Annotated in this window: 31 protein-coding genes; 19 read left to right on the forward strand and 12 right to left on the reverse strand. The window is 60.8% G+C overall.

Going from position 1 to position 23544, the window contains the following annotated elements; genetic code table 11:
* Positions 1–35 precede the first annotated feature (35 nt).
* The 3 genes from ACODTZ_RS10165 (at position 36) to ACODTZ_RS10175 (ending at position 1325) form a co-directional block, all read left to right on the forward strand.
* Positions 36–698, forward strand: a complete 663-nt coding sequence (locus ACODTZ_RS10165) for a TetR/AcrR family transcriptional regulator (protein WP_026283304.1) — start codon at positions 36–38, stop codon at positions 696–698.
* Between the two features lie 148 nt (positions 699–846).
* The gene (locus tag ACODTZ_RS10170; RefSeq protein ID WP_197067348.1) at positions 847–996 is read left to right on the forward strand and encodes a hypothetical protein; all 150 of its coding nucleotides are present in this window, start codon (positions 847–849) and stop codon (positions 994–996) included.
* Complete coding sequence (locus tag ACODTZ_RS10175) at positions 993–1325, forward strand: DUF6105 family protein (RefSeq protein WP_413390763.1); 333 nt, start codon at positions 993–995, stop codon at positions 1323–1325. Before ACODTZ_RS10170 ends, ACODTZ_RS10175 begins: the two co-directional genes overlap by 4 nt.
* Here ACODTZ_RS10175 and ruvX read toward each other — a convergent pair.
* Positions 1262–1756 (reverse strand): Holliday junction resolvase RuvX, encoded by a 495-nt coding sequence (gene ruvX / locus ACODTZ_RS10180; protein WP_111561313.1) that lies wholly within the window; start codon positions 1754–1756, stop codon positions 1262–1264. The genes ACODTZ_RS10175 and ruvX overlap by 64 nt on opposite strands.
* Positions 1757–1875: 119 nt before the next feature.
* Between ruvX and ACODTZ_RS10185 the strand changes: the two genes are divergently transcribed.
* The 6 genes from ACODTZ_RS10185 to ACODTZ_RS10210 all read left to right on the forward strand — a co-directional run bounded on the left by ACODTZ_RS10185 (position 1876) and on the right by ACODTZ_RS10210 (position 7641).
* A complete protein-coding gene (locus tag ACODTZ_RS10185; RefSeq protein ID WP_489025485.1) occupies positions 1876–2580 on the forward strand; it encodes a metal-dependent hydrolase in 705 nt (234 codons plus the stop codon).
* A 122-nt stretch (positions 2581–2702) separates the two neighbouring features.
* Complete coding sequence (gatC, locus tag ACODTZ_RS10190) at positions 2703–2990, forward strand: Asp-tRNA(Asn)/Glu-tRNA(Gln) amidotransferase subunit GatC (protein WP_018900164.1); 288 nt, start codon at positions 2703–2705, stop codon at positions 2988–2990.
* Positions 2991–3043: 53 nt separating this feature from the next.
* Positions 3044–4525, forward strand: coding sequence for an Asp-tRNA(Asn)/Glu-tRNA(Gln) amidotransferase subunit GatA (gatA, locus tag ACODTZ_RS10195; protein ID WP_489025487.1), 1482 nt, complete (start codon positions 3044–3046; stop codon positions 4523–4525).
* A gap of 114 nt (positions 4526–4639) precedes the next feature.
* Positions 4640–4909 (forward strand): hypothetical protein, encoded by a 270-nt coding sequence (locus tag ACODTZ_RS10200; protein WP_489025489.1) that lies wholly within the window; start codon positions 4640–4642, stop codon positions 4907–4909.
* Positions 4910–5075: 166 nt separating this feature from the next.
* Positions 5076–6158, forward strand: coding sequence for a glycosyltransferase (locus ACODTZ_RS10205; protein ID WP_209233239.1), 1083 nt, complete (start codon positions 5076–5078; stop codon positions 6156–6158).
* Positions 6159–6171: 13 nt separating this feature from the next.
* Positions 6172–7641: an ArnT family glycosyltransferase gene (locus ACODTZ_RS10210; protein ID WP_489025491.1), complete on the forward strand. Its 1470-nt coding sequence runs from the start codon at positions 6172–6174 to the stop codon at positions 7639–7641.
* Positions 7642–7681: 40 nt separating this feature from the next.
* Here ACODTZ_RS10210 and ACODTZ_RS10215 read toward each other — a convergent pair whose 3' ends face one another.
* A complete protein-coding gene (locus ACODTZ_RS10215; protein WP_489025493.1) occupies positions 7682–7939 on the reverse strand; it encodes a YjhX family toxin in 258 nt (85 codons plus the stop codon).
* A 306-nt stretch (positions 7940–8245) separates the two neighbouring features.
* On the opposite strand from ACODTZ_RS10215, the gene ACODTZ_RS10220 reads away from it, so the two are divergent.
* A complete protein-coding gene (locus ACODTZ_RS10220) occupies positions 8246–8752 on the forward strand; it encodes a GNAT family N-acetyltransferase (RefSeq protein WP_018900159.1) in 507 nt (168 codons plus the stop codon).
* Here the strand turns inward: ACODTZ_RS10220 and ACODTZ_RS10225 are convergent.
* Complete coding sequence (locus ACODTZ_RS10225; RefSeq protein ID WP_489025495.1) at positions 8749–9054, reverse strand: DUF1294 domain-containing protein; 306 nt, start codon at positions 9052–9054, stop codon at positions 8749–8751. The two genes, ACODTZ_RS10220 and ACODTZ_RS10225, sit on opposite strands and share 4 nt — an antisense overlap.
* Before the next feature lie 147 nt (positions 9055–9201).
* Here ACODTZ_RS10225 and gatB point away from each other — a divergent pair, with 147 nt between their 5' ends.
* The 5 genes from gatB (at position 9202) to ACODTZ_RS10250 (ending at position 12794) form a co-directional block, all read left to right on the forward strand.
* The gene (gene gatB, locus ACODTZ_RS10230) at positions 9202–10707 is read left to right on the forward strand and encodes an Asp-tRNA(Asn)/Glu-tRNA(Gln) amidotransferase subunit GatB (RefSeq protein ID WP_489025497.1); all 1506 of its coding nucleotides are present in this window, start codon (positions 9202–9204) and stop codon (positions 10705–10707) included.
* 63 nt (positions 10708–10770) lie between these two features.
* The gene (locus ACODTZ_RS10235) at positions 10771–11277 is read left to right on the forward strand and encodes a GNAT family N-acetyltransferase (protein WP_489025499.1); all 507 of its coding nucleotides are present in this window, start codon (positions 10771–10773) and stop codon (positions 11275–11277) included.
* A gap of 10 nt (positions 11278–11287) precedes the next feature.
* Entirely contained in the window at positions 11288–11752 is a 465-nt protein-coding gene (locus tag ACODTZ_RS10240; RefSeq protein WP_489025501.1) for a GNAT family N-acetyltransferase, read from the forward strand.
* Positions 11753–11857: 105 nt separating this feature from the next.
* Positions 11858–12256 carry an NADH:ubiquinone oxidoreductase subunit NDUFA12 gene (locus tag ACODTZ_RS10245; protein ID WP_018900154.1) on the forward strand — a complete coding sequence of 133 codons (399 nt, stop codon included), beginning with the start codon at positions 11858–11860 and terminating at the stop codon, positions 12254–12256.
* A 106-nt stretch (positions 12257–12362) separates the two neighbouring features.
* Positions 12363–12794, forward strand: a complete 432-nt coding sequence (locus ACODTZ_RS10250) for a DUF2155 domain-containing protein (protein WP_111561325.1) — start codon at positions 12363–12365, stop codon at positions 12792–12794.
* 9 nt (positions 12795–12803) lie between these two features.
* Here ACODTZ_RS10250 and ACODTZ_RS10255 read toward each other — a convergent pair whose 3' ends face one another.
* From ACODTZ_RS10255 to ACODTZ_RS10280, 6 genes are all read right to left on the reverse strand, one after another.
* Entirely contained in the window at positions 12804–13733 is a 930-nt protein-coding gene (locus ACODTZ_RS10255; RefSeq protein ID WP_489025503.1) for a DUF2167 domain-containing protein, read from the reverse strand.
* A gap of 67 nt (positions 13734–13800) precedes the next feature.
* A complete protein-coding gene (aat, locus tag ACODTZ_RS10260) occupies positions 13801–14421 on the reverse strand; it encodes a leucyl/phenylalanyl-tRNA--protein transferase (protein WP_489025505.1) in 621 nt (206 codons plus the stop codon).
* 5 nt (positions 14422–14426) lie between these two features.
* Complete coding sequence (accC, locus tag ACODTZ_RS10265; RefSeq protein WP_018900150.1) at positions 14427–15773, reverse strand: acetyl-CoA carboxylase biotin carboxylase subunit; 1347 nt, start codon at positions 15771–15773, stop codon at positions 14427–14429.
* Positions 15774–15783: 10 nt separating this feature from the next.
* The gene (accB, locus tag ACODTZ_RS10270) at positions 15784–16266 is read right to left on the reverse strand and encodes an acetyl-CoA carboxylase biotin carboxyl carrier protein (protein WP_047510059.1); all 483 of its coding nucleotides are present in this window, start codon (positions 16264–16266) and stop codon (positions 15784–15786) included.
* An 18-nt stretch (positions 16267–16284) separates the two neighbouring features.
* On the reverse strand, positions 16285–16722 hold the full coding sequence (aroQ, locus tag ACODTZ_RS10275) for a type II 3-dehydroquinate dehydratase (protein ID WP_047510061.1): 438 nt from the start codon (positions 16720–16722) through the stop codon (positions 16285–16287).
* Positions 16723–16865: 143 nt separating this feature from the next.
* On the reverse strand, positions 16866–17624 hold the full coding sequence (locus tag ACODTZ_RS10280) for a DsbA family protein (protein WP_047510062.1): 759 nt from the start codon (positions 17622–17624) through the stop codon (positions 16866–16868).
* Between the two features lie 211 nt (positions 17625–17835).
* Between ACODTZ_RS10280 and ACODTZ_RS10285 the strand changes: the two genes are divergently transcribed.
* Positions 17836–18993: a pyridoxal phosphate-dependent aminotransferase gene (locus tag ACODTZ_RS10285; protein ID WP_489025508.1), complete on the forward strand. Its 1158-nt coding sequence runs from the start codon at positions 17836–17838 to the stop codon at positions 18991–18993.
* A gap of 86 nt (positions 18994–19079) precedes the next feature.
* Here ACODTZ_RS10285 and ACODTZ_RS10290 read toward each other — a convergent pair whose 3' ends face one another.
* Together ACODTZ_RS10290 and ACODTZ_RS10295 are read right to left on the reverse strand one after the other, a co-directional pair.
* Complete coding sequence (locus ACODTZ_RS10290) at positions 19080–20084, reverse strand: ketopantoate reductase family protein (protein ID WP_489025510.1); 1005 nt, start codon at positions 20082–20084, stop codon at positions 19080–19082.
* Between the two features lie 76 nt (positions 20085–20160).
* Positions 20161–20373 carry a hypothetical protein gene (locus ACODTZ_RS10295; RefSeq protein WP_026283302.1) on the reverse strand — a complete coding sequence of 71 codons (213 nt, stop codon included), beginning with the start codon at positions 20371–20373 and terminating at the stop codon, positions 20161–20163.
* A 223-nt stretch (positions 20374–20596) separates the two neighbouring features.
* On the opposite strand from ACODTZ_RS10295, the gene ftsZ reads away from it, so the two are divergent.
* From ftsZ to ACODTZ_RS10310, 3 genes are all read left to right on the forward strand, one after another.
* Positions 20597–21628, forward strand: a complete 1032-nt coding sequence (gene ftsZ / locus ACODTZ_RS10300; RefSeq protein WP_313760151.1) for a cell division protein FtsZ — start codon at positions 20597–20599, stop codon at positions 21626–21628.
* A 195-nt stretch (positions 21629–21823) separates the two neighbouring features.
* Positions 21824–22672 (forward strand): oxidoreductase, encoded by an 849-nt coding sequence (locus ACODTZ_RS10305; RefSeq protein WP_489025513.1) that lies wholly within the window; start codon positions 21824–21826, stop codon positions 22670–22672.
* 44 nt (positions 22673–22716) lie between these two features.
* Positions 22717–22917, forward strand: coding sequence for a hypothetical protein (locus ACODTZ_RS10310; protein WP_489025515.1), 201 nt, complete (start codon positions 22717–22719; stop codon positions 22915–22917).
* 79 nt (positions 22918–22996) lie between these two features.
* Here ACODTZ_RS10310 and ACODTZ_RS10315 read toward each other — a convergent pair whose 3' ends face one another.
* A complete protein-coding gene (locus tag ACODTZ_RS10315; RefSeq protein ID WP_018900140.1) occupies positions 22997–23323 on the reverse strand; it encodes a hypothetical protein in 327 nt (108 codons plus the stop codon).
* Between the last annotated feature and the right edge of the window lie 221 nt (positions 23324–23544).

Here is a 23544-nt window from a genome sequence, read left to right on the forward strand (position 1 = left end):
TCACCGATGAGTGACACCTGAGATCCGAGTCCCTGATGCTGAATGACCCCATGCCTTTGACCCCCATCGCGAGCGCACCGCAGGCCGAACCGGAAAAGCGTGTGCGTGACCGTGGCGCGACAGAAAAGGCGATCCTCAACGCCGCCAAGGCGCTGCTCGCGGAAGAGGGGTTCCAGAACTTCGGCATCAACGCGGTGGCGCGCAAGGCCGGCTGCGACAAGCAGCTGATCTATCGCTACTACGGCGGCCTGAATGGCCTGGTCGACGCGATCGGCGCCGATCTTGGCACATGGGTGAAGGACCGCATTCCCGAGGACACGGGCGGCATGTTCCTGCTGACCTACGGCGACCTGATGGAGCGCCTGTCGCTGCTCTTCCTGCAGGCGCTGCGCGACGACCCGCTGATGCGCCGCATCGTCGCCTGGGAAGTGTCCGAAAACACCGAGCAGGTCCGCCGGCTCTCGGAAGCACGTTCGAAAGCCCTGGCCACATGGCTGGAGCGCATGCGCGGCTCGCTGACGCCACCCAAGGGCGTCGATGCCGTCGCCGTCAACGCGATTCTGATCGCCGCCATCCAGCATATCGTCCTTTCGGCGTCGGCCGGCGGGCAGTGCGCCGGCCTCGCGCTGAAGGCGTCGAAGGATTGGGAAAAGGCGGAGCAGGCCCTGAAACGCATCGTTCGGGGCGTTTACGGCTGATTGGGCCGAAACTTTCCCACAGCCTCCCGTTTGGCCGTTAACCTTAACAAATGGTTTACGTTGCGCCAGAGTGTTTAAGAAGTCAGGTTACCGGGCAGTTTCAAAGTTTGAGTTGTCTGGAACCATGCGAACCAAAATCGCGAGAATCATGTTCCTCGTTGCCGCGATGATGTTCTTTGCCGTGCTCGCGCTCGATATAGCGGTGCCGGCCGTCGTTCTGGGTTTGATGGCATTATCGACATGGCTGGTCTCGCTTGATCTGCCATTCGCAAAGCGACAAAGAGGGGCGACCGCATGAAGTGGTTCCTGATCTTCTGGGCCGGTCCGATCGTGTTTCTGGCGGGCTGGTATTGGCTATCCTACTACGACATGAGCTTCGGCATCTTCATGCTCACGCGCCAGGCCCACGACCTGACCTTCCAGGTCTATGCCAATATCCTCGGCATTCCCGCAGAAACCATTCCGCCGCTGGTGGCCCGCGCCGTCGTGGTCGACAGTTTCGTGGTGTTCGCGATCATGGCTTTCCGCCGACGCAAGAAGATCGCCGCCTGGTGGCGGGGACGTCAGGCGTCCGGTTCTTCGAGCGCCGCCCTTCCAAGCAAGGACAGCCTGTCCAGAGCGCCCTGAAGAATGAAGCTCGCGGCCGCCGAATCGATGCGTTCGGCCCGCTTGGCGCGTGACACGTCCATCTCCAGCAGCGCCCGCTCGGCGGCGACCGTCGACAGCCGCTCGTCCCAATAAACGAAGGGCAGGGCCGTCTTCTGCTCCATGTTGCGCACGAAGGCGCGCGTGGCCTGGACGCGCGGACCAGCCGATCCGTCCATGTTCATGGGCAGGCCGATGACAAAGGCCGCGACCTTTTCCTTCTCGGCGAAACCCAAAAGCACCTCCGCGTCGATGGTGAACTTCTCGCGCTTGATGACCGGGCGTGGTGTCGAGAATCGCCGGCCGAGATCCGACATCGAAAGCCCGATCGTCTTGGTGCCGAGGTCGAGACCGGCGATTGCCTGTCCCGGCTGAAGGGTCGCCGCCAGTTCCTCGATCGTCAGCACCGTCATCGTCGTTTCATCCCGTCAAAAGAAATTGAAGCCTCGACCGCTTCTCTTTGCGGCGGTATCGGTTATCTCCATAACCATCGAAACAGGCTTTTGCATCACTTAATAAAAGGACAGATTTCATGAAGATCACCTGGCTCGGACATTCCGCCTTCCGCATCGAGACCGCGAAGGCAACCATCCTTCTCGATCCGTTCCTGACGCATAACGGCTCGTTCGCCGGTCAGGACATCAAGGACGTCACCGCAGGCGTCACTCACATCTTGTTGACCCACGGCCACGGCGACCACGTCGGCGACACCGTCGCCATCGCCAAGGAAACCGGCGCCGTCGTTCTCGCCAACGCCGATCTCGCTTCCTGGCTCGGCACCAAGGGCGTTTCGAAGATCGAGATGGGCAACACCGGCGGCACGGTTCCGCTCGGCGGTTTCTCGGCCACCTTCACCAACGCGCTGCACTCCTCCGCCCAGATCACCGAGGACGGCGTTTCCCACGCGCTCGGCAACGCCAACGGCCTGATGCTGCACTTCGACGACGAAGCCTCGATCTTCGCCATGGGCGACACCGACATCTTCTCCGACATGGCGCTGATCAACGAGTTGCACCAGCCCGATATCGGCCTCGTCCCGGTCGGCGACCGCTTCACCATGGGCGGTGCGGTGGCGGCACTCGCCTGCCAGCGCTACTTCAACTTCAAGACCGCGATCCCCTGCCACTACGGCACCTTCCCGATCATCGACCAAACGCCCGAAAAGTTCGTCGCCGGCATGGAAGGCGCAAAGACCGAGGTGAAGGCGATCAAGCCGAGCGAGAGTATCGTTCTCTGACGCCGAGCGCGCTTCGCCCCGGGTTGAAAGGGCGGAAATCTGAATGAACGAACCGCCATGCCCGTTGCACACAGCGGGCATGGCCTTTATAGCGGGTGGGAAAATCCCATCCGGAGAATATGATGTCCGTCGACCTAGCCACCGTTAAGCGCGTAGCGCGCCTTGCCCGTATTGCCGTCTCCGAAGATGAGGCAAACCGCATGGTCGGCGAGTTGAATGGGATCTTGGGCTTTGTCGAGCAGCTCTCCGAAGTCAATGTCGAAGGCGTCGAGGCGATGACCTCGGTCACGCCGATGCTGATGAAGAAGCGCACCGACGACGTCACCGACGGCAACAAGGCCGCCGATATCGTTTCCAACGCGCCTGTTACCGATCAGAATTTCTTCCTGGTGCCCAAAGTCGTCGAATAAGGCTTCCGCCGCTTTCCGACCTCGTTGCCATTCAAGATTTGAAGCGAACCATCATGAGCGAACTCACCAGCCTGACCATTGCCGAAGCCCGCACCAAGCTGCGCGCCAAGGAAATCAAAGCAACCGAACTCACCGAAGCCTATATCTCGGCGATCGAGGCGGCAAACGACAAGCTCAATGCCTATATCAAGGTGACGCCTGAAAAGGCGCTGCAGATGGCCGAAGCCTCTGATGCCCGTCTTGCCAGCGGCAAGGGTGGCGAGCTCGAAGGCATTCCGCTCGGCATCAAGGATCTCTTCGCCACCGAAGGCATCCACACCCAGGCCTGCAGCCACATCCTCGATGGCTTCAAGCCGCATTACGAATCGACCGTCACCCAGAACCTGTGGGACGACGGCGCCGTCATGCTCGGCAAGCTGAACATGGACGAGTTCGCCATGGGCTCCTCCAACGAGACCTCGCATTACGGCGCGGTCATTAACCCCTGGCGCGCCGAAGGCTCGAACCAGCAGCTCGTTCCTGGTGGCTCCTCGGGCGGCTCGGCCGCGGCCGTGGCAGCCCATCTCTGCGCAGGCGCCACCGCAACCGACACCGGCGGTTCGATCCGCCAGCCCGCCGCCTTCACCGGCACCGTCGGCATCAAGCCGACCTATGGCCGTTGCTCGCGCTGGGGCACGGTTGCCTTCGCCTCGTCGCTCGATCAGGCCGGCCCGATCGCCCGCGATGTCCGCGACGCCGCCATCCTCCTGAAATCCATGGCCTCGGTCGATGCCAAGGACACGACCTCGGTCGATCTGCCGGTTCCCGATTACGAAGCCGTGCTGGGCCAGTCGCTGAAGGGCATGAAGATCGGCATTCCGAACGAATACCGTGTCGCCGGCATGCCGGAAGAGATCGAAACCCTCTGGCAGCAGGGCATCGCATGGCTGAAGGATGCTGGCGCCGAGATCGTCAACATCTCGCTGCCGCACACCAAGTACGCTCTGCCGGCCTATTACATCGTGGCCCCCGCAGAGGCCTCTTCGAACCTCGCCCGCTACGACGGCGTGCGCTACGGCCTGCGCGTCGACGGCAAGGACATTGCCGACATGTACGAGCAGACCCGCGCCGCCGGCTTCGGCCAGGAAGTCAAGCGCCGCATCATGATCGGCACTTATGTTCTCTCTGCCGGTTACTACGACGCCTATTACATCCAGGCCCAGAAGGTTCGCACGCTGATCAAGCGCGACTTCGACCTCGCCTTCCACGCCGGCGTCGATGCCATCCTGACGCCCGCCACCCCGTCGTCCGCCTTCGGCATCGCCGACGAGGACCTGGCATCGGATCCAGTCAAGATGTACCTGAACGACATCTTCACCGTCACCGTCAACATGGCCGGCCTTCCCGGCATCGCCGTCCCCGCCGGCCTCGACCACAAGGGCCTGCCGCTCGGCCTGCAGCTGATCGGAAAGCCGTTCGAGGAAGAAACTCTCTTCAAGACGGCCCACGTCATCGAACAAGCCGCCGGCCGCTTCACCCCCGCCAAGTGGTGGTAAGCGGACTGAACATCAGAGACATGACGATCGCCGACCACATGCTGGTCGGCGAAGTCGATTTTGGGGTAGGGAAGTCCCACGCATCTTAGATGCGCCAAGTGGAGGAGAAGGTTTATGGCATCGCAGATCGCAGCGCTCGTTGACGCCTTCGACCGCTTGGCCGCCGCGGATTTCGTTATGGGAGCCGAGTGGAAGGCCGTACACGACATCTGCCAGGGCCACGAAGGCGAACAGCCTTTCGATTGGGGCCACGCGCTCTGTCACCGCATCGAAGGCGATACGTGGAATGCCGGTTACTGGTATCGGCTGGCTGGCAAGCCAGTTGCCAAGGGGGCGTTCGGCGATGAGTGGGCGGCCATGCGCCCGGTGCTGCTGTCCAAGTGAAAACGGCGCCGCACACGCATCCACCGTGTTTCGGGCACTGGTTTTTCATCTCGGATTTATCGGTCCACAAGTATCCAATTTGCTGACGCCGATCACGCATGTATCTCGCTGGATTTTTATTTGACGACCTGCTACGTGCGATTGAATTCTATTGGTGGATAACGCTTTGCCCGCAGGCCGTATTTCTATTATCGCCCCGACATACAATGAATCGGGAAACGTCATTCCTTTCATCGAACGCACCAAGGCTGCCCTTCATGAAAAGGATTGGGAGATTATATTCGTCGATGATAATTCCGCCGATGGAACGGCGCAAAAAGTCTTCGACTACGCTGCGCATGATCCACGCATACGCATTATTACGCGTCTGACCGATCGAGGCCTCGCCAAGTCGAGTATCCAGGGCATGCTGTCTGCAAAGGGCGGACTGCTTTGCGTAATGGATGTCGATGGTCAGCACGATCCCGAGGTGGTCAAGGATCTGGTGAATCGATTGCACCAGGATAACTTGCACATCGTCAGCGCCGCCCGCCGGTTGGGCGATGAGCGCCAGGCGGATGCTTTGTCGCCGGTGCGCAATACCTTGTCGAAGGTTGGCAACTGGTTGAGCAGCTTCGTTTTGGGACGCCAGCTCGTCGACCCGCTGACGGGCTTCTTCATTATCAGGCGCGAGGCGTTTCTGGGAGTTGCGCCGCAGCTTGGCGACGCGGGCTTCAAGCTCCTTCTCGATATCCTCTATTCGCGCAAGGACCTGCGTCACGCCGAAGTACCCTTTGATTTCCAGGCGCGCCTTAGCGGCGAATCGAAGCTCGACAGCTATGTCATCTGGAAATTCGTCACCTTCCTTCTCAGCAAGATGACCCGCGGCATCGTACCAGCGAACCTGATCTCCTTCCTGTTCGTAGGAGGCTCGGGCCTCTTCGTTCACTTGGCGGTTCTCTACAGCGCACTGGCGCTAACCGTGCCCTTCATGGCGGCACAGACCGTGGCGACGCTGGTCGCGGCCACCAGCAACTTCCTGCTCAACAATCTGCTGACCTTCCAGGATCGCCGGCTGCGCGGCATGAACAAGTTTTGGGGCTATCTCAAGTTTCTGTTCGTCTCCTCCGTCGGCATCGTCGCCAACGTTTCAGCTGCGACACTTGCCTACGAGCGACTGGTTCACGTGGTCTTCCTTGCTACGCTGGCGGGCATCGCCATCGACACGGTCTGGAAGTTCGTGATCGCCAACAAGTTCATCTGGAAGTAGGCGAGGCGCACCCATGCAGTCCAAGACCGTGGATGCTGCAAAGCCTCTCTGGATCATCCTTGCAATCGTCGTCTGCCTGCTGGTGCTGCGTCAGCTCATGCATCAGTCGATGTTCTTTGATGGCGCGATCTACGCAAGCATCGCCCGCAATCTGGCTGAAGGCGCTGGATCGCCGTGGCGGCTGCAGTTTTCGGAGACCCTGTTCCCGGTCTTCTCTGAACATCCGCCCTTGATGATGTGGCTTGAGGCGATTGGCTTTCTTCTGTTCGGCGACACGATCGCGGTCGAGAAATGCTTCTCCTTGCTGACGCTCATCGCCAGTGGTTTCGTTTTGCTGAAGATTTGGCAAAGGCTTCACGGCAACGATCCGGAGCTTCGTTTGGCAGGCCCTATGGCTTTGGCCATGGCGCTTGGCGCAGGACGTGTCAGCTGGGGCTTCACCAACGGCATGCTCGAAAACCTGCTCATCGTTTTCACCTCCTTGGCGATCTATTGTGTCATCGCCGCCTATGATGGCGCAGATCGCGGGAAGGTCATGACGCGTTTGATCCTGATGATCGCGGCAGGCATATTGGTGGCGTTGGCGCTGATGACCAAAGGATTGGTCGGCCTGTTCCCTCTTGCAACACCGGGAATATGGTGGCTGGCATTTCGTCGTCGAAGCCTGGTCTCCGTCATCGTTGACACCTTGGTCATGACAGCGACGGTCGTCATGTTTTTTGCAGCTCTCTGGCAGCTGGACGGCGCCCGTGACGCGATCGAGCGCTATCTGTCGATACAGCTGCTGCCGAGCCTCACCGGTCAGCGTGGCAGCGGTGGCGGCAACTGGAACGCCGTGCGCGCTTTCATACGCGTCAATGCGTATCCGGCGATCATCACGCTCATCATCGTGCTCTGCAATCGCCGTTGGGGAAGCCGCTCCGAAATGCCACGTGATGTAAGTCAGGCACGACGCAGGACCGCCGTCTTTCTGGCGCTCGTCGGCTTTTCCGCTTCGCTTCCGCTGCTCGTCAGCCCGCGCGTCGCCAGCTTCTATTTCAACCCCTCGCTCGCCTATTTCGCATCTGCCTTCGCGATTGCAAGCGCACCAGCCGTTGTCCGAGCGCTTCGGGCGATGAACACACGCTCATATCGGCGGCTGTCGAGCGGCTTGGCTGTCGCACTTGCGCTGAGTGTCATTCTCGTCGGCTTCAACTTTGGTCGGCCGGGGGCTGATGCGGATACGATCGCCAATGCTGCGCGCATCGCGGATCATGTCTGCTCGTCATCGGGAACGTGCGAAAGGACGGTCGCCGTCTGTGGCGCCGGGGCCGATGATTGGGCGCTTTACGGCTATCTGGAGCGTCGACATAAGATCAGCCTTGCAACCATGGATGCCGCTACGAGCAACCATATCGTGGTCGACGATAGCTGCGCTGGCGAAGCGGCCGGCTATAGCGACAGTGGTCTTCAACTCTCGAAATATCGCCTGCTTCAACGCTGAGGCGGCAAAACGGCGCCACCTGAGCGGCGCCGTTTCCCTGTTATCGATTGTCCAGCTGCGAGCGCACCAGCTGCAACCCGCGTTCGGTGATCCGATATGGCTGTCCGGTCTGCGATCTGATCGCCTTCAGCCGTTTGAGCTTTCGAAAGAGCTCAAGGTCGAAGCCGGGGTAGAGCCAGCCGTCGCGGGTGAGGCAGTTGACGGCCTCGATCTTCTTTTTGTCGTCGCGTTCGATTTCGATGCGGCCGCCTTGGGCCAGCAAGTGCAGGATGCGCTGTTCCGCGCGTGAAATATCCATGGAGATGTTGATCCGGTCTCGCGCCGTTTAAGGCGCACAAAAACGATCTGGCGTCCGCGTTGGACGTCAGGGCTTCGTTCTCGTCGGGCCCATGCGCGCAAGAAAACTTGCGGGCAGGGCCTTTACCGGGTCTCTGATTGCGAGCTCAACATGAGGGTTTGATAGGCTTCGGCCCCCTCGGCGTCAAGGTCGACTTCAGGTAGCTTCACTCGCCGCAATGCGGGACAAGCCGCGCCTGACGTTACGGAAGGCTTTGAGATGGCCTGATTCGGTGGTTTACTTTCCTCGGTGTTTCGGAGGTTATGATTGATCACTATTCGCAATGCCCATGAGGGCGAAGCCGAGGTTTTGAGCGAGATCGGGCTGCGCGCCTGGCAGAAGGCCATGGCGCCGATCGGCGAGGCGGATGCGATGGCGTCGGCTGCCCGCAGCGCCTTCATGAATTTCGCCGAGACCCGCTGGCTGACCATCACCGTCATCGAATGGAACGGCCACACGGCCGGATGGGCCGCGCGCGAAAATCTCGACGAAACGATTTCCGATTTCTGGATCGACCCGTCTTTCACTGGCCATGGCCTTGGCTCGGCTCTGCTGCAGTCGATCGAGAAGGAGGTGGCGGAACAAGGGCTCGACAGCGTGATGATGCAGACCCACGCCGAAAACAACGAGGCGATCACCTTCTTCAAGAAGAACGGCTATGCCATTCACTGGCTTTCCGTCGCCTATAATCCCAAACTCGACCGAGACGTCCCTTCCGTCGGGCTGTCGAAGCCGGTGTCGTCTCAGGGCGAGGGACCCTACGGCGCTTTCTAGATCAGCCCGAGCATCTTGGCGGCGATGGCCGAGACAAGCGCGACCACTGCGAGAAGGTGAAAGCCGCAGATCGCCATAAGCTCCGAGCGAAATGGCTTCTTGCGCGTCTTGTGACGCAACAGCTGTTGGGCGCTGACGGCGCCGGGGCTGCCGGCGAGGAAGGCAAGCGTCAGGAGCGTCTTTTCGCTGATGCGCCACTGGCCGTAGCGCGCGGCCTGCTTGTCGACGAAGTAGATCGCAAACACCAGCCCGTTCCAGGCTGTGAACAGTCCGATGATTTTGGCGAGATCGATGAGAAGCATCGGCGAAGTTTAGCGGCGGCCCGTTAACAACCGAAAAATGCCGGCTGTCCGGGCCGCAATGCCCGGGACCATACCGAAAGCCTTGCACCGGCAAGTCATTTCCGTTACCTCACCAGTTGAATAAGATAGCCTCAAAAGAGCATTTCCATGACCCTTGTCGACGTTCGCACGCCTGATCCGAAACGCTTCATTCCCGGCGCCACTGGCGATTGGGAAGTCATCATCGGCATGGAAGTCCATGCGCAGGTGCTGTCCAATTCGAAGCTGTTCTCCGGCGCATCGACCGAGTTCGGCAAGCCGCAGAATTCCAACGTCTCGCTCGTCGATGCGGCCATGCCCGGCATGCTGCCCGTCATCAACGAGGAATGTGTCGCCCAGGCGGTCCGCACCGGTCTCGGCCTGAAGGCGCAGATCAACAAGCGTTCGATCTTCGACCGCAAGAACTACTTCTATCCCGACCTGCCGCAGGGCTATCAGATCTCGCAGTTCAAGGATCCGATCGTCGGCGAGGGCCAGATCGTGATTTCGCTCGGCCCGGATCGCCAGGGCCAGTTCGAGGATATCGAGATCGGCATCGAGCGCCTGCACCTGGAACAGGACGCCGGCAAGTCGCTGCACGACCAGCACGCCACCATGTCCTATGTCGACCTAAACCGTTCGGGCGTCGCCCTGATGGAAATCGTCTCCAAGCCGGACATGCGCTCGTCGGATGAGGCCAAGGCCTACATGACGAAGCTGCGCTCGATCGTGCGCTACCTCGGCACCTGCGACGGCAACATGGACGAAGGCTCGATGCGCGCCGACGTCAACGTCTCCGTGCGCCGCCCGGGCGAAGGCTTCGGCACGCGTTGCGAGATCAAGAACGTCAACTCCATCCGCTTCATCGGCCAGGCGATCGAGTACGAAGCCCGCCGCCAGATCGCCATTCTGGAAGATGGTGGCGTGATCGACCAGGAAACCCGCCTGTTCGACGCCGGCAAGGGCGAGACGCGCTCGATGCGCTCCAAGGAAGACGCGCACGACTATCGCTACTTCCCAGATCCAGATCTGCTGCCGCTCGAATTCGATGACGCCTATGTCACGGCACTCGCAGCCGATCTGCCCGAACTGCCTGACGACAAGAAGGAGCGTTTCGTGCGCGAACTCGGTCTGTCGATCTACGATGCCTCCGTGCTCGTGTCGGAGAAGGCGATCGCCGATTACTTCGAAGCCGTTGCCGAAGGCCGCGATGGCAAGATGGCTGCCAACTGGGTCATCAACGACCTCTTGGGCGCCTTGAACAAACTCGGCAAGGATATTGAATCGACTCCGGTTTCCGCCGCTCAGCTCGGTTCGATCATCGACCTCATCAAGGCCGAGACCATCTCCGGCAAGATCGCCAAGGACGTGTTCGAAATCGTTCTGACCGAAGGCGGCGACCCGGCCGAGATCGTCGAAAGCCGCGGCATGAAGCAGGTCACCGACACCGGCGCCATCGAAAAGGCCGTGGACGAGATCATTGCAGCTAACCCGGATCAGGTCGCCAAGGTTCAGGCCAAGCCCGCTCTCGCCGGCTGGTTCGTCGGCCAGGTGATGAAGTCGACTGGTGGCAAGGCCAACCCGCAGGCCGTCCAGGCGCTGGTCAAGGCCAAACTCGGCATCGTCGAGGAATAGGTCATCCGGCATCGCCGAAAAGTGTGAAGCGGTTTTCGGATAGCCGATGCCGGAAGGAAGAAAATGGTCTACTTCGTCCGCACCGCCAGCGAGCGCGATCTCGACAAGGTTCGCGCTCTCCTGGTCGAAACCTTCCATGCGACTTACGACGCGCTGCTTGGCGCGCCGAAGGTTGATGAGCTGGTCTCCACGCTCTTTTCGCCCGCGGCGCTGAAGACGCGCATGGCAAACAAGAACGCCGAATTCCTGGTGGCCGACGACGGCAAGGAAATCGGCGGCGTTGGCTATGCTGCCATGTCCGGCGAGATGACCAAGACGGTCATGCTGTACCTGCTTTATGTCCGCCCCTCGCTGCAGCGCGAGGGCATCGGCCGCGATATCTTCGCCGAGCTCGAAACCTGTTTTCCGGCAGCCGAAATCATGCGGCTCGAGGTCGAGCCGCGCAACGAGGCGGCGATTAGCTTCTACCATCGGCTCGGCTTCGCCGGTGTCGGCCAGTCCGAGAACAACGGCCCCGGCCAATCGGGCATCCCGGCGCTGATCCTCGAAAAACCACTCGCCAGCTATTGAAGCGTTACACATGGCCAAAGAGATCACCATTCGCGAAGCCCGCCGGGACGATCTGAAGGCGTTGATTGCCATGTTCGCCGACGATGATATCGGCGGGCACGGCGATACGGTTTCCGAAGACGCGCTGCCGGATTACGAACGCGCGTTTAAGACTATCGCGGCCTCTCCCGACCAGACGCTCTACGTCGCCGAACTGGCCGGCGAAGTGGTCGGCACCTTCCAGATCGCGATCACCACGACGCTCACCGGGCGCGGCGCGTCCTTCATGATCATTGAGGCGGTGCAGACGCGCGGCGATATGCGCGGCCAGGGCATCGGCGCCCGGATGATCGAATTTTGCATCGAAACGGCGAGGGCGCGTGGCTTGCCGCGCGTGCAGCTCATCTCCAATGCCAAGCGCAAGGATGCCCATCGCTTCTATGAGCGGCTTGGTTTCGAGCCCTCGCATCTCGGCTTCAAGATGGCGCTGAAATGAACCCTTTTGCCTTCGGAATCACTGGACAACAGGCGCTGCTGGCGGCATAAGCGAAGGATCGAATTCTGGTCCCGCTTGCTCCCAAGGCAGGCACAAGGAAAAGACATGAAAACTCTCCTCCTGCAAATCTTCACCTGGTGGAACGGTCAGACGATCGGTACACGCTTCGCGACCTGGCGTTTCGGCAAGCGCGTCGGCGAAGATGAATTGGGCAACGTCTACTACGAAGGCGGCACCACTTCCTTCGGCCTTCCGCGCCGTTGGGTGATCTACAAGGGCTACGCGGACGCTTCGGCGATCCCGCCGGGCTGGCACGGCTGGATGCACTACCGCACCGACGTGCCGCCGTCCAAGGAGACCTATGTCGCCAAGGAATGGCAGAAGGGACACCGCGCCAACCCGACCGGTTCGCCGCAGGCTTACCGTCCGCCGGGCTCGCTCGCCGTTGCCGGCGAACGTCCGCGCGTCACCGGCGACTATGACGCATGGACGCCCGGCAGCTGATCGCAGCCAGTCCGGCCCGGTTTTTGGCCACAATTGACCTATACCCGCAGAATGGCCGCAGACACTGCGGCCTTCTATTTTTGAAATGCGGTGGAGACGGAAAGATATGAAGCTTCTCACGCGGAACCCCGTCCTGCGTGCCGCCGGCATTGCCCTGGCGCTTGGCTCGTCCTTCCTGCCGCAGACGGTCTTCGCCGCCCGCATCGACAATCCTGTCGCCGTCTTTTCCGGCCTCGACAAGATCACCGGCCGCATCACCACCTTCGACGTCTATGTGAACGAAACGGTCCAATTCGGCGCGCTGCAGGTGACGCCGAAAGCCTGCTATTCGCGCGACCAAAGCGAAGTGCAGAAGATCGACGGCTTTGTCGAAGTCGACGAGATCACGCTGGATCGCAAGATCCGCCGCATCTTCACCGGCTGGATGTTCGCCGACAGCCCCGGCCTCAACGCCGTCGAGCACCCGATCTATGACGTCTGGCTGAAGGACTGCAAGGCGACGTCGGACGTGCCTGCGCCCGACGCCAAGACGAACTAATCTCTGCCGTTACGCCGAGGGTTTCTTGCGGGAGAACATTCCCTTGAGGGCCCGCAATAGCGCTGCTCCCGCGACAAGAACAAGCACGCCGGCCTTCTTGAAGAAAACGGCCGCCATTGCGAGCAGTCCGACTTTGGCCGCGACCTTTGCGCCGGCGCCAGCCGCAATCATGCCGGCCATACCATAGGCCGCCAGCTTGTCTCCGCTTTCATAGTCTTTGTACGTCTTGCCGCTGTCGAACTTGACCATGGTCAGAACGTCGGGGACGGCGGACTGAATTTCCTTCAGCTGGTCCATTCCCGCGACGAAATTAAACATGAAGACGCCTTCGCGCCCAAAGACGCGCACGGAATAGTTCAGCGTGTGCGCTTGGCTCATGTCGTCGCCGAAGATGAGATCGCGCGCCCAATGAAGCGCATGCGCGGATTGGTCATAATGCGGGGGTGAAGCCCAGCCGACGAGCGTGATCTTCTCGAAACCCTGCTTCTCGCGTTCCGGATTGGTTTCCGCGATCGAGTCCTTGATGTTCTGGAGCAGTTCGTCGTAGTCGGTGGATGCGGCATCCACGTCGGAGACGTATCCGTCAGCACTGTATTCGACGACGGAGCCCCATGATCCGCCCTCAACGGGAGCGTATTTGGCGGGGAAGACCATCCCCATCGTTCCTTCGCCCGCTTGTGGCGGATTGCCCCAGATGTCGACGATCACGTGGCGAGCGTCCGCGGGGCTGAGATAGTAGAATTCCTCGGGAATATCGAGGGTGGCATTCGCGCCCGGTATCTTGATCGCGCCTTGCTGAAAGTCGATCTTTTCCAGGATAGCCTTCTCGGCATCTCCGAAACGATCCGCACCCGGAAACATCTCCTGATATGGTTTCGCCTGAGCCAGCGTTGCTGCCAGAACGAAGAGGGACGTTAGCGCGGCAATTTTCAACTTCATGAACAATACTCCCGTCAAAGGCGCGACAATAGGCGACTTGGGAGTAACGTCAACGTGAACGTGTATTTTATTGTGCAAAAGGCAGATGCGCCGAATCCATCGCCGTGGCGAGCATATGCTCGTACTCGTCCTTCGGAACGTCGATAGCGCCGAAGGTCTTCAGGTGCTCGGTGGTGAACTGGGTGTCGAGCAACACGAAACCGTTCTCCTTTAGCCGCTCCACCAGATGCACGAGGCAGATCTTCGAGGCGTCGGTGCGCCGCGAGAACATGCTCTCGCCGAAGAAGGCAGCACCGAGCGACACGCCGTAAAGCCCGCCCACAAGCTGGTCGCCGTCCCAGGCCTCGACGGTATGGGCATGCCCCATGCGAAAGAGCGATGCGTAGAGCGACCTGATCGTCTGGTTGATCCAGGTGCTTGGGCGCCCGGACGTTTCCTCCGCGCAGGCCGCGATCACAGCCTCGAAATCATGGTCGAAGCGGATATCGAACGGTTGGCGTCGAATGGTTTTGGCGAGGCTTTTGGAAACGTGGAAATCATTGAGCGGCAGAACGCCGCGAAGATCGGGCTCGACCCAGAAGATCTCGGGATCGTCAGCCGATTCGGCCATCGGGAAGAGGCCGATGGAATAGGCGCGCAGGAGAATTTCCGGTGTGATGCCTGGAGATTTCCTGCGCGACCCTGCCATTGCGGTTAAGCCGGCTTGCTGGCCAGATAATTTTCCAGCCAGTGGATGTCGTAATCGCCGTTGGCGATGTCCTGGTTGTCGACCAGATCCTGGAAGAGCGGCAGCGTCGTCTTGATGCCGTCGACCACGAACTCGTCAAGCGCACGACGCAGGCGCATCATGCATTCGACGCGGGTGCGGCCGTGCACGATGAGCTTGCCGATCAGGCTGTCGTAATAGGGCGGGATTTTGTAGCCCTGATAGACACCGGAATCGATACGTACGCCGAGACCGCCAGGTGCATGGAAATGCGTGATCGTGCCGGGCGAGGGCACGAAGGTGCGCGCGTCCTCGGCATTGATGCGGCACTCGATGGCATGGCCATGGAAGTGGATCTCATCCTGGGTGACCGACAGACCGCCGCCGGAAGCGACGCGGATCTGTTCGTGCACCAGGTCGATGCCGGTGATCGCTTCGGTGATCGGATGCTCGACCTGAAGACGGGTGTTCATTTCGATGAAATAGAACTCGCCGTTTTCGTAGAGGAACTCGATCGTGCCGGCGCCGCGATACTTCAGCTTCTTCATGGCGTCGGCGCAGACCTGGCCGATCTTCATGCGCTGTTCGACGTTGAGGGCAGGCGAGTTGGCTTCTTCCCAGACCTTCTGGTGGCGGCGCTGCAGCGAGCAGTCGCGTTCGCCGAGATGGATGGCATTGCCTTCACCGTCACCGAACACCTGGATTTCGATGTGCCGCGGCTTGCCGAGGTACTTTTCCATGTAGACGGCTTCGTTGCCGAATGCGGCGGCCGCTTCGGTACGGGCCGTCGACCAGGCCTCGATCACGTCGTCAGCGCTCTTGGCAACCTTCATGCCGCGTCCGCCACCACCGGCGGTCGCCTTGATCAGTACTGGATAACCGATTTCGGCGGCCGTCTTGATGGCCTCTTCCTCGGTCTTCACTTCGCCGTCGGAGCCGGGAACGACGGGGATGCCGAGTTCCTGCGCCGTCGTTTTGGCGGTGATCTTGTCGCCCATGATGCGGATGTGTTCCGCGGTCGGGCCAATGAAGGTGATGCCGTGCGCTTCGAGGATCTCGGCGAACTTGGCGTTCTCCGACAGGAAGCCGTAGCCGGGGTGCACAGCGTCGGCGCCGGTGATCTCGCAGGCAGCAACGATCTGATGAATATTCAGATAGCTGTCGCGCGACGGCGGCGGGCCGATGCAGACGCTTTCGTCGGCCAGGCGCACATGCATGGCGTCGGCATCGGCGGTCGAGTGAACGACGACGCAGGGAATGCCGAGCTCTTTACACGCGCGAAGCACGCGAAGGGCAATTTCCCCGCGGTTGGCGATGAGGATTTTCGAGACCATGACGTTCGCCTTATTCGACGACCACGAGAGCTTGGCCGTATTCGACGGGGCTGCCGTCCTCGACAAGAATTTCGACCACCTTGCCCGACTTCGGGGCAGGGATCTGGTTCATCGTCTTCATCGCTTCGATGATGAGCAGCGTCTGGCCTTCCTTGACCGTCGCGCCAACTTCGATGAATGCGCGCGCGCCCGGAGCCGGTGCCATGTAGGCGGTGCCGACCATCGGTGCGGAAACCGTGTTGGCCGGGTTGCGGGCCGGTGCGGCGGAAGCGGCAGGCGCTGCGCCAGCAGCCGGAGCTGCAATCGCTGCCGGAGCGGCGGCGTAAGCGGGCGCTGCCATTGGCGCCTGGATATACTGGGTGTTGCCGGCGCGCGAAACGCGGATACGCAGATCGTCCTGCTCGACTTCAATCTCGGTCAGATCCGTGTCGTTGAGGATGTTCGCGAGATCGCGGATCAGTGCCTGGTCGATACCGTTCTTTTTTTCAGCCATGAGTTTTGCCCTGTCTTTTTATGCGGTGACGTTCTTTAGCGCATGGAGCGCCAGAATGTAGCTATATGGTCCGAAGCCGGCGATGACACCCTTTGCGGCGGGCGCGATCATCGACTTGTGGCGAAATTCTTCCCGCGCATGCACGTTGGAGATATGGAGCTCTACAACGGGAATGGAAATGGCGCGGATCGCATCATGTAGCGCAACCGAGGTGTGCGTGTAGGCGCCGGCGTTGATAGCAACGCCAATGGCCTTGTCGCCGGCTTCGTGCAGCCAGTCGACGAGCTGACCTTCATGGTTGCTTTGACGGAAATCGACATCGACGCCAAGCTCTCGCCCGGCCGACTTGCAGTCCGCCTCGATGTCCTGAAGCGTCTTGCCGCCGTAAATGCCGGGCTCTCTTTTGCCGAGCATGTTCAGGTTTGGCCCGTTCAGGACGAAAATGGTTTGCGTCATCGAGTGTTCCGTCAAATGTGCGAGGGCAACCTATAGACTCACCAAAGGCTTAATGAAAGCCCTTTGGGCAAGGCATCAGGAATCGCGCCATTTTGTCCACATGGCTGAAGCACCGGGATTTTGGCAATTTGATGGGGGCCGGTTCAGCAGCTGGTCTTGCCGCAGGTCCGCATGTTCTTGACCTTGGTCTCGAGGTCGTCATAGCCGACCGCGCCCTGTACCAGTTCGTTGCCGATAACATAGGACGGCGTGCCTGTGATACCGAGGTTCTGTGCCAGTGAGTAGGTCTCCTGCACGGAAGCGTCGCTCGGGCTCTTGGCCATCTCCGCCCGGATCTGCTTTTCGCTGACACCGAGAGACTGGGCCGCTTCGATGGCGCTCGCCTCGTCGGCGCGTCCGTCGCTGCCGAGAAGCGCGACGTGGAACTTGCTGTACTTCTCCGGAGCGATCTTGCGGAAGGCATCGGACACCTTGTGGGCTGCAACCGATTCCGGTCCGAGGATCGGGAATTCCTTGAGCACGAAGCGGACGTTCGGGTCCTTCTTCAGCATGGTCTGCATGTCGGTCAGCGCGTGGCGGCAGTAACCGCAATTGTAGTCGAAGAACTCAACAATCGTGACGTCGCCCTTCGGGTTGCCGATCGTCATGTCGTATTTGGAATCGAAGATCGTCGCCTTGTTTTCCGAGATCGTCGCATTGGCCTTCACCAGGCGCGCAGTCTCCTGCTTCTTCTGCAGCGCCTCCTGCACATCAAGCATGATCTCCGGGTTCTCGATCAGATACTGCTTGATGAACTCGCCGAACTCTTTCTTCTGCGCGTCGTCGAGGGCTGCGGCCGGTTGGGCGGAGGCTACGGAGGCGGTCAGCGCGAGCGCCGTGAAGATTTTCGGGAGAATGGCCATGATATCCTCGTCTTTGCAGGTGATGTCGGTCGTTCAATGCTTCGGGTATCACAGTCCGATGATCGGAACGCAATGCGAAGCAGCAAAAATACGGCGCATCCCGGCCTATTGAAACAGGAATTCTCGCGTTCGTAATCTGGTCGCGGGATTGTGAAGATCTCACTAATGCGGCATTTGTCGGGCCGCAAATCGAGCCGAAAGAGAAGAACCCTTGTTTTCCATTTCCAAACGCAGTGCAGTCGAGCCGTTTCACGCAATGGATGTTCTGGCGGAAGCGACGCGGCGGCGCGCAATTGGCCGGCCGGTGATCTCGATGGCTGTGGGCCAACCCTCGCATCCGGCACCCCGCGCCGCACTCGACGCGGCAAAGGCAGCCCTCGATGATGGCAGGATCGGCTACACCGACGCGCTCGGCATTCTGCGCCTGAAGGACGCTCTCGCAACACATTACCGCGACCGGCACGGGCTGGACATCGATCCGGCGCGGATCGCCATCACGACCGGTTCGTCCGCCGGCTTCAATCTCGCATTCCTGTCGCTCTTCGACGCCGGTGATGCGGTGGCGATCGCCAGGCCCGGCTATCCCGCATACCGCAACATCCTGGGCGCGCTCGGCCTGCGGGTCATCGAAGTGCCCGTCACCGCCGAAACGCATTTCACGCTGACGCCCGAAAGCATCGAGGCAGCCCAGAAGGAAAGCGGCATCCGGCTGAAGGGCGTTCTCCTTGCAAGCCCGGCAAACCCGACCGGCACCGTAACGGGCCGCAAGGCGCTTGCCGAACTGGCAGACTATTGCTCGGCCAATTCGATCGCCTTCATTTCCGACGAAATCTATCACGGCCTCACCTTCGCCGGCGAGGAGACGAGCGCGCTCGAATTGACCGACGAAGCAATCGTCATCAATTCGTTCTCGAAATATTATTGCATGACCGGCTGGCGCATCGGCTGGATGGTGCTGCCTGATCGCCTCGTGCGCCCGATCGAGCGAGTTGCCCAAAGCCTCTACATCTCGGCACCAGAGCTATCGCAGATCGCCGCCACTGCTGCGCTTGGCGCTTCCGCCGAGCTCGACGTCTACAAGGCAAGCTACGCGGCCAACCGTGACTTCCTGATGCGGCGTCTGCCGGAAATGGGCCTTACGATCGCTTCGCCGATGGATGGCGCTTTCTACGCTTATGTCGATGTGACGCGCTTCACCAACGACAGCATGGAATTCGCCAAACGGATGCTGGCGGAGATCGATGTCGCCGCGACACCGGGCCTCGATTTCGATCCGCTGGAAGGACACCGTGCCATGCGCATGTCCTACGCCGGCTCCGAAGCCGAGATCGCCGAGGCGGTCGAGCGCATGGCTGGCTGGCTCAAGTAAAGCGAGACGATTTCAAGGCGCTGCAGGCGTTTGCGGACTCATTTTCTGAGCGCCTTGAAAGAAGATTGTGACGGGATGCCGGCCATTCAGGCCGGCTTGCAGTTCTCGCGATCGAGCTGCGAAACCATCGCCAGCAAGGTTTCCGAAACCGGCGTCGGCACCGAAGCGAGCCTGCCGAGCGCAACGACCATGCCGACCAGCGGCGTGATCTCAAGCGCCTTTCCGGCAAGCAGGTCCTGCAGCATCGAGGTGCGGACAGGGCCGATCTGGCTGGCCTGCTCAAGGCGTTCTTCCACCGACATGCCGACATTGGCCCCAAGCGCCTCGCCAACCGCTTTGACCTCCTTCATCACCTTGCCGATCTGGCCGCTCACGGCGACGTCTGCCATGAGGTCGGACATGGTGGAGCGCGTCAGCGCGCTGATGGGGTTGAACGAAGCATTGCCCATCAGCTTGCTCCAGATGTCGTTGCGGATCTCCGATGACAGCGTGATGTTGAGATCGGCCTTCTGCAGCAGAGCCTGGATGGCCTCGAGATCAGCCGTGATCTCGCCCGACGGTTCGCCCAGGATGAAGCGGCCCTTGTTGCTGAGCTTGATATGGCCAGGCTGGCTGACTTCCGCACCCTGATGCGCCACGCAGCCGATGACCCTGTGCGGCCCGACTAAGCGCCAGAGCGCACCGCCTTCATCGAGCTCCTCGAATTGCAGCTCGGCGAACTCAGGGTGGTCGTCGCGATGGAAATACCACCACGGAATGCCGTTGAGAATCATCACGACGCGCGTGTCGTCCTTCAACAGCTTCGCCATGCCTTCGGCGGCGGTGCTGAGTTGATGTCCCTTGAGACCGGTGATGACCAGATCCTGTGGCGGAAGATCGGCCGGATCGTCCGTCGCCGTTACCTTCACGTTGATCGGCATCTCGGCGCCCGCTTCATGCAACGTCAGACCGTCGCGGCGGATGGCATCGAGATGCGCGCCGCGCGCGATGACCGATACCGTGACGTCGTTTCCAAGCGACGCCGCGATCTTGGTGGCTATCATCCCGCCCAGCGCGCCGGCGCCAAAAATGCAGATGGTCTTGATGGTCATGAAATCCTATCTCCGCAATCACTTGACCGCGTAGAGATAGGCCATCCGGCCTCGAAGGCGAATGATTTTTTGGTGTTCAGCGATCGCCCGGCAGCAATTCGCTGCGACGCAATTCGTCGATGGCGCTCACCGCGTCCTCTGCCGACCAGCCGGCCTTCAGAGCAGCGGAAATCATCCGCAACTCGGCCTCGGCCTCGATCTGCAGGAAGAGCGGCTCCAGCGCTTCCTGGGCGGTCACGACATGGTCTTTCGGAGGGGCTATCGACTGGCTGGAAGCGAGCATAGGCATCTGCGCGGTACTCCTCTCTTTATGGGCAGGCGGGCTTTCATTTTGACTGGCTTGAATCGACCTAATGCGCCAACCTCAAAAAAGGTTCCGGATAAATTTTAGAAAAGCCTGCATCTTGTTCTTTCGCCCCGCCTCTGCCTTCTTGCGCCCATAGGCTGATGCGCGATTCGGGTCCCGATAAAGCGGTGGAGCCCACGAAAGAATGCGCACGAAGGAGATTGCGATGACGAACGCCAAGCCCGGGATTTCCGAGATGCGGCCCAGAATTTCGGTGATCGGCGTTGGTGGCGGCGGCGGAAACGCCATCAACAACATGATCGCGGAAAGCCTCGAAGGCGTTGAATTCATTGCCGCAAACACTGATGCGCAGGTGCTCGCTACCTCGAAGGCCTCGCGCCGCATCCAGCTCGGCGCGCATGTGACTGAAGGCCTCGGCGCCGGCTCGCTGCCCGAGATCGGCCGCGCCGCCGCCGAAGAATCGATTGATGAGATCATGGATCACTTGGCCGGCTCGCACATGTGCTTCGTCACCGCCGGCATGGGCGGCGGCACCGGCACCGGTGCGGCACCCGTGATCGCTCAGGCGGCCCGCAATGCCGGCATCCTGACGGTCGGCGTCGTCACCAAGCCCTTCACCTTCGAAGGCAACCGCCGCATGAAGACGGCCGACGCCGGCATCGAGGCGCTGCGCCAGGCAGCCGATACAGTGATCGTCATCCCGAACCAGAACCTGTTCCGCATCGCCGACGCGAAGACTACCTTCGCCGACGCCTTCATGACCGCCGACCGCGTGCTGTTTGCCGGCGTCGGCTGCATTACCGATCTGATCGTCAAGGAAGGTCTCATCAACCTCGATTTCGCCGACGTGAAGTCGGTCATGCGTGGCATGGGCCGCGCCATGATGGGCACCGGCGAAGCATCGGGTGAAGAGCGCGCGATGAAGGCGGCGGAAGCCGCGATCGCCAATCCACTGCTCGACGACATCTCGATGCGCGGTGCCAAGGGCGTGCTGATCTCGATCTCCGGCGGTTCCGACATGACGCTGTTCGAGGTGGATGAAGCCGCAAGCCGCATCCGCGACGAAGTGCAGGACGATGCCGATATCGTCGTCGGCGCGATCTTCGACCGCAATCTGGATGGCAAGTTCCGCGTCTCCGTCGTCGCCACCGGCCTCGATGGCGCCGGCGCCGGCGTGGCACCGGTCCAGCCTGGCGCGCCCCTCGTTCAGGGCCTGCCGCCGCGCACGCTGCAGTAAGCCGAAAACAAAACTTGGTTCGATCCGGCCGCGTGCTCCAGCGAGCACGCGGCCTTTTTGCGTCTATTGGCCGCAACGCCCCGCCAATTCTGGAAAAACCAGTTGGACGACCCTAGATCAGAAGGTGCCCCCAAGACGCCCCCGAATAGATCCGAGGGTGCTTTCAATTTCAGACGAAAATTTCAGGAAAACACCATGTCTCAAGATAAAAATCCCGTCTGGTTCATCACCGGTTGCTCGACAGGCTTTGGCCGTGAACTGGCGAAACTCACCATCGCCCGCGGCTGGCCGACTATTGTCAGCGCCCGCGACAAGGCCCGCGTCGCCGATCTCGTGACCGGCCATGAGGACAACGCGCTCGCCGTCGATCTCGATGTGACCGATGCCGCGCAGATCACCGCCGCCGTAAAGACCGCCGAGGAGCGCTTCGGGCGGATCGATGTCCTCGTCAACAATGCCGGTTATGGCTATCAGTCGCCGATAGAGGAAGGCAGCGATAGCGAGATCCGCGATCAGTTCGAAGCCAATGTCTTCGGCCTCTTCGCCATGACCCGCGCCGTTTTGCCCGGCATGCGCACGCGCCGACACGGCCATGTGATCAACATCACCTCTGTGGCCGGCTTCATCGGCTTTCCTGGATCCGGTTATTATGCGGCGAGCAAGCACGCGGTCGAGGGGATGTCGGATGCGCTTGCCGCCGAAGTCGCGCCGCTCGGCATCAAGGTCACCTGCGTCGAGCCCGGTCCGTTCCGCACCGATTGGGCCGGCCGTTCGCTGCGGCAGACCAAAAGCAAGATCGCCGATTACGCGGAAACCGCTGCCGCGCGCATGCGCCAGACGGCCGGTTATAGCGGCCAGCAGCCGGGCGATCCAGTGCGCGCCGGAGAGGCGATCATCAAGATCACCGAGGTCGAAAAAGCGCCACGCCATCTGGTGCTTGGCGAATTCGGCTATGGCGCGGTCACGGCCAAGCTGAAGGAGCGACTGGCGCTGATCGAGGAATGGAAGGATACCAGCCTCGGCGCCGATTTCCCGAAGTCTTGAGGCTCGCGCTCTGGCATGAATAGGGCGCCGTTGAGGAAGAAGTGATGGTGAAGCTTGTCTATGGCCTTGAAGGCTTGTTGATCCTCGCCGGTCTGATCTGGATGGGGCAGGGCAGCGGCTATTTTCCGTATCCGGCCGAAAGCTTCATGATCGACCAGACGCCCTGGATTTATTGGGGCGCGCTTGCGGTTGCCGCCGGCCTCATTCTGATCGTGCTGACGAAAAGCCTGCGCGGCAGGCGCTAACATCAGCCCAAAACAAATTCGCCGGCTGGAGGGGCCAGAAAACCCTGCCAGCCGGCGATAATCGATCGCTTGAAAGCGTTCAAGCGCGGCGCAGGCGCGCCTCGGGTAGCTCTGGCCGGGTGCCGTCAGGCGCGCGAAGGCCGCGATGCTTGCTGACGAAAATCCACTCGACATTGCCGGGCTCGAACGGCCGGCGCGGATTGCGCAGCGCCAGGCGGCGCTCGGACAGGCTGCGGGGCAGGGTGTCGATCATGTCGTTCATGAAGGTGTCGAGACACTCTTTCCAGCGGGGCGAAACGGCGACATCGACGCCGCCGTAGCGATGAAAATCGGGGTGTTTGCGGGAGTAGCATGCGCCGATCATCCAGGCATGCTGCTGTTTCAGAAAACGCTCTTTAATGGTCATTCGCAGTCTTTTTCATTCCTTGGCGCCAGCGACTCCCTAGCCGTCGAAACGAGCGATGTTGATCGGCCGTTCCGCTGTCCAGGTGCCATCCGCACGCTGATATTTTGTTTGCAAACCGGCTGCCGATCAAACGATCGATAAGCGACCTGGGGCCGCCGCCGGTGCCTCTACGCGAGTAGGAAAAGGTGGCCGATTGAACGCCGTCGAAGCCTGAGCTGGGA

The sequence above is a fragment of the Rhizobium sp. FG113 genome, assembly GCF_057809895.1.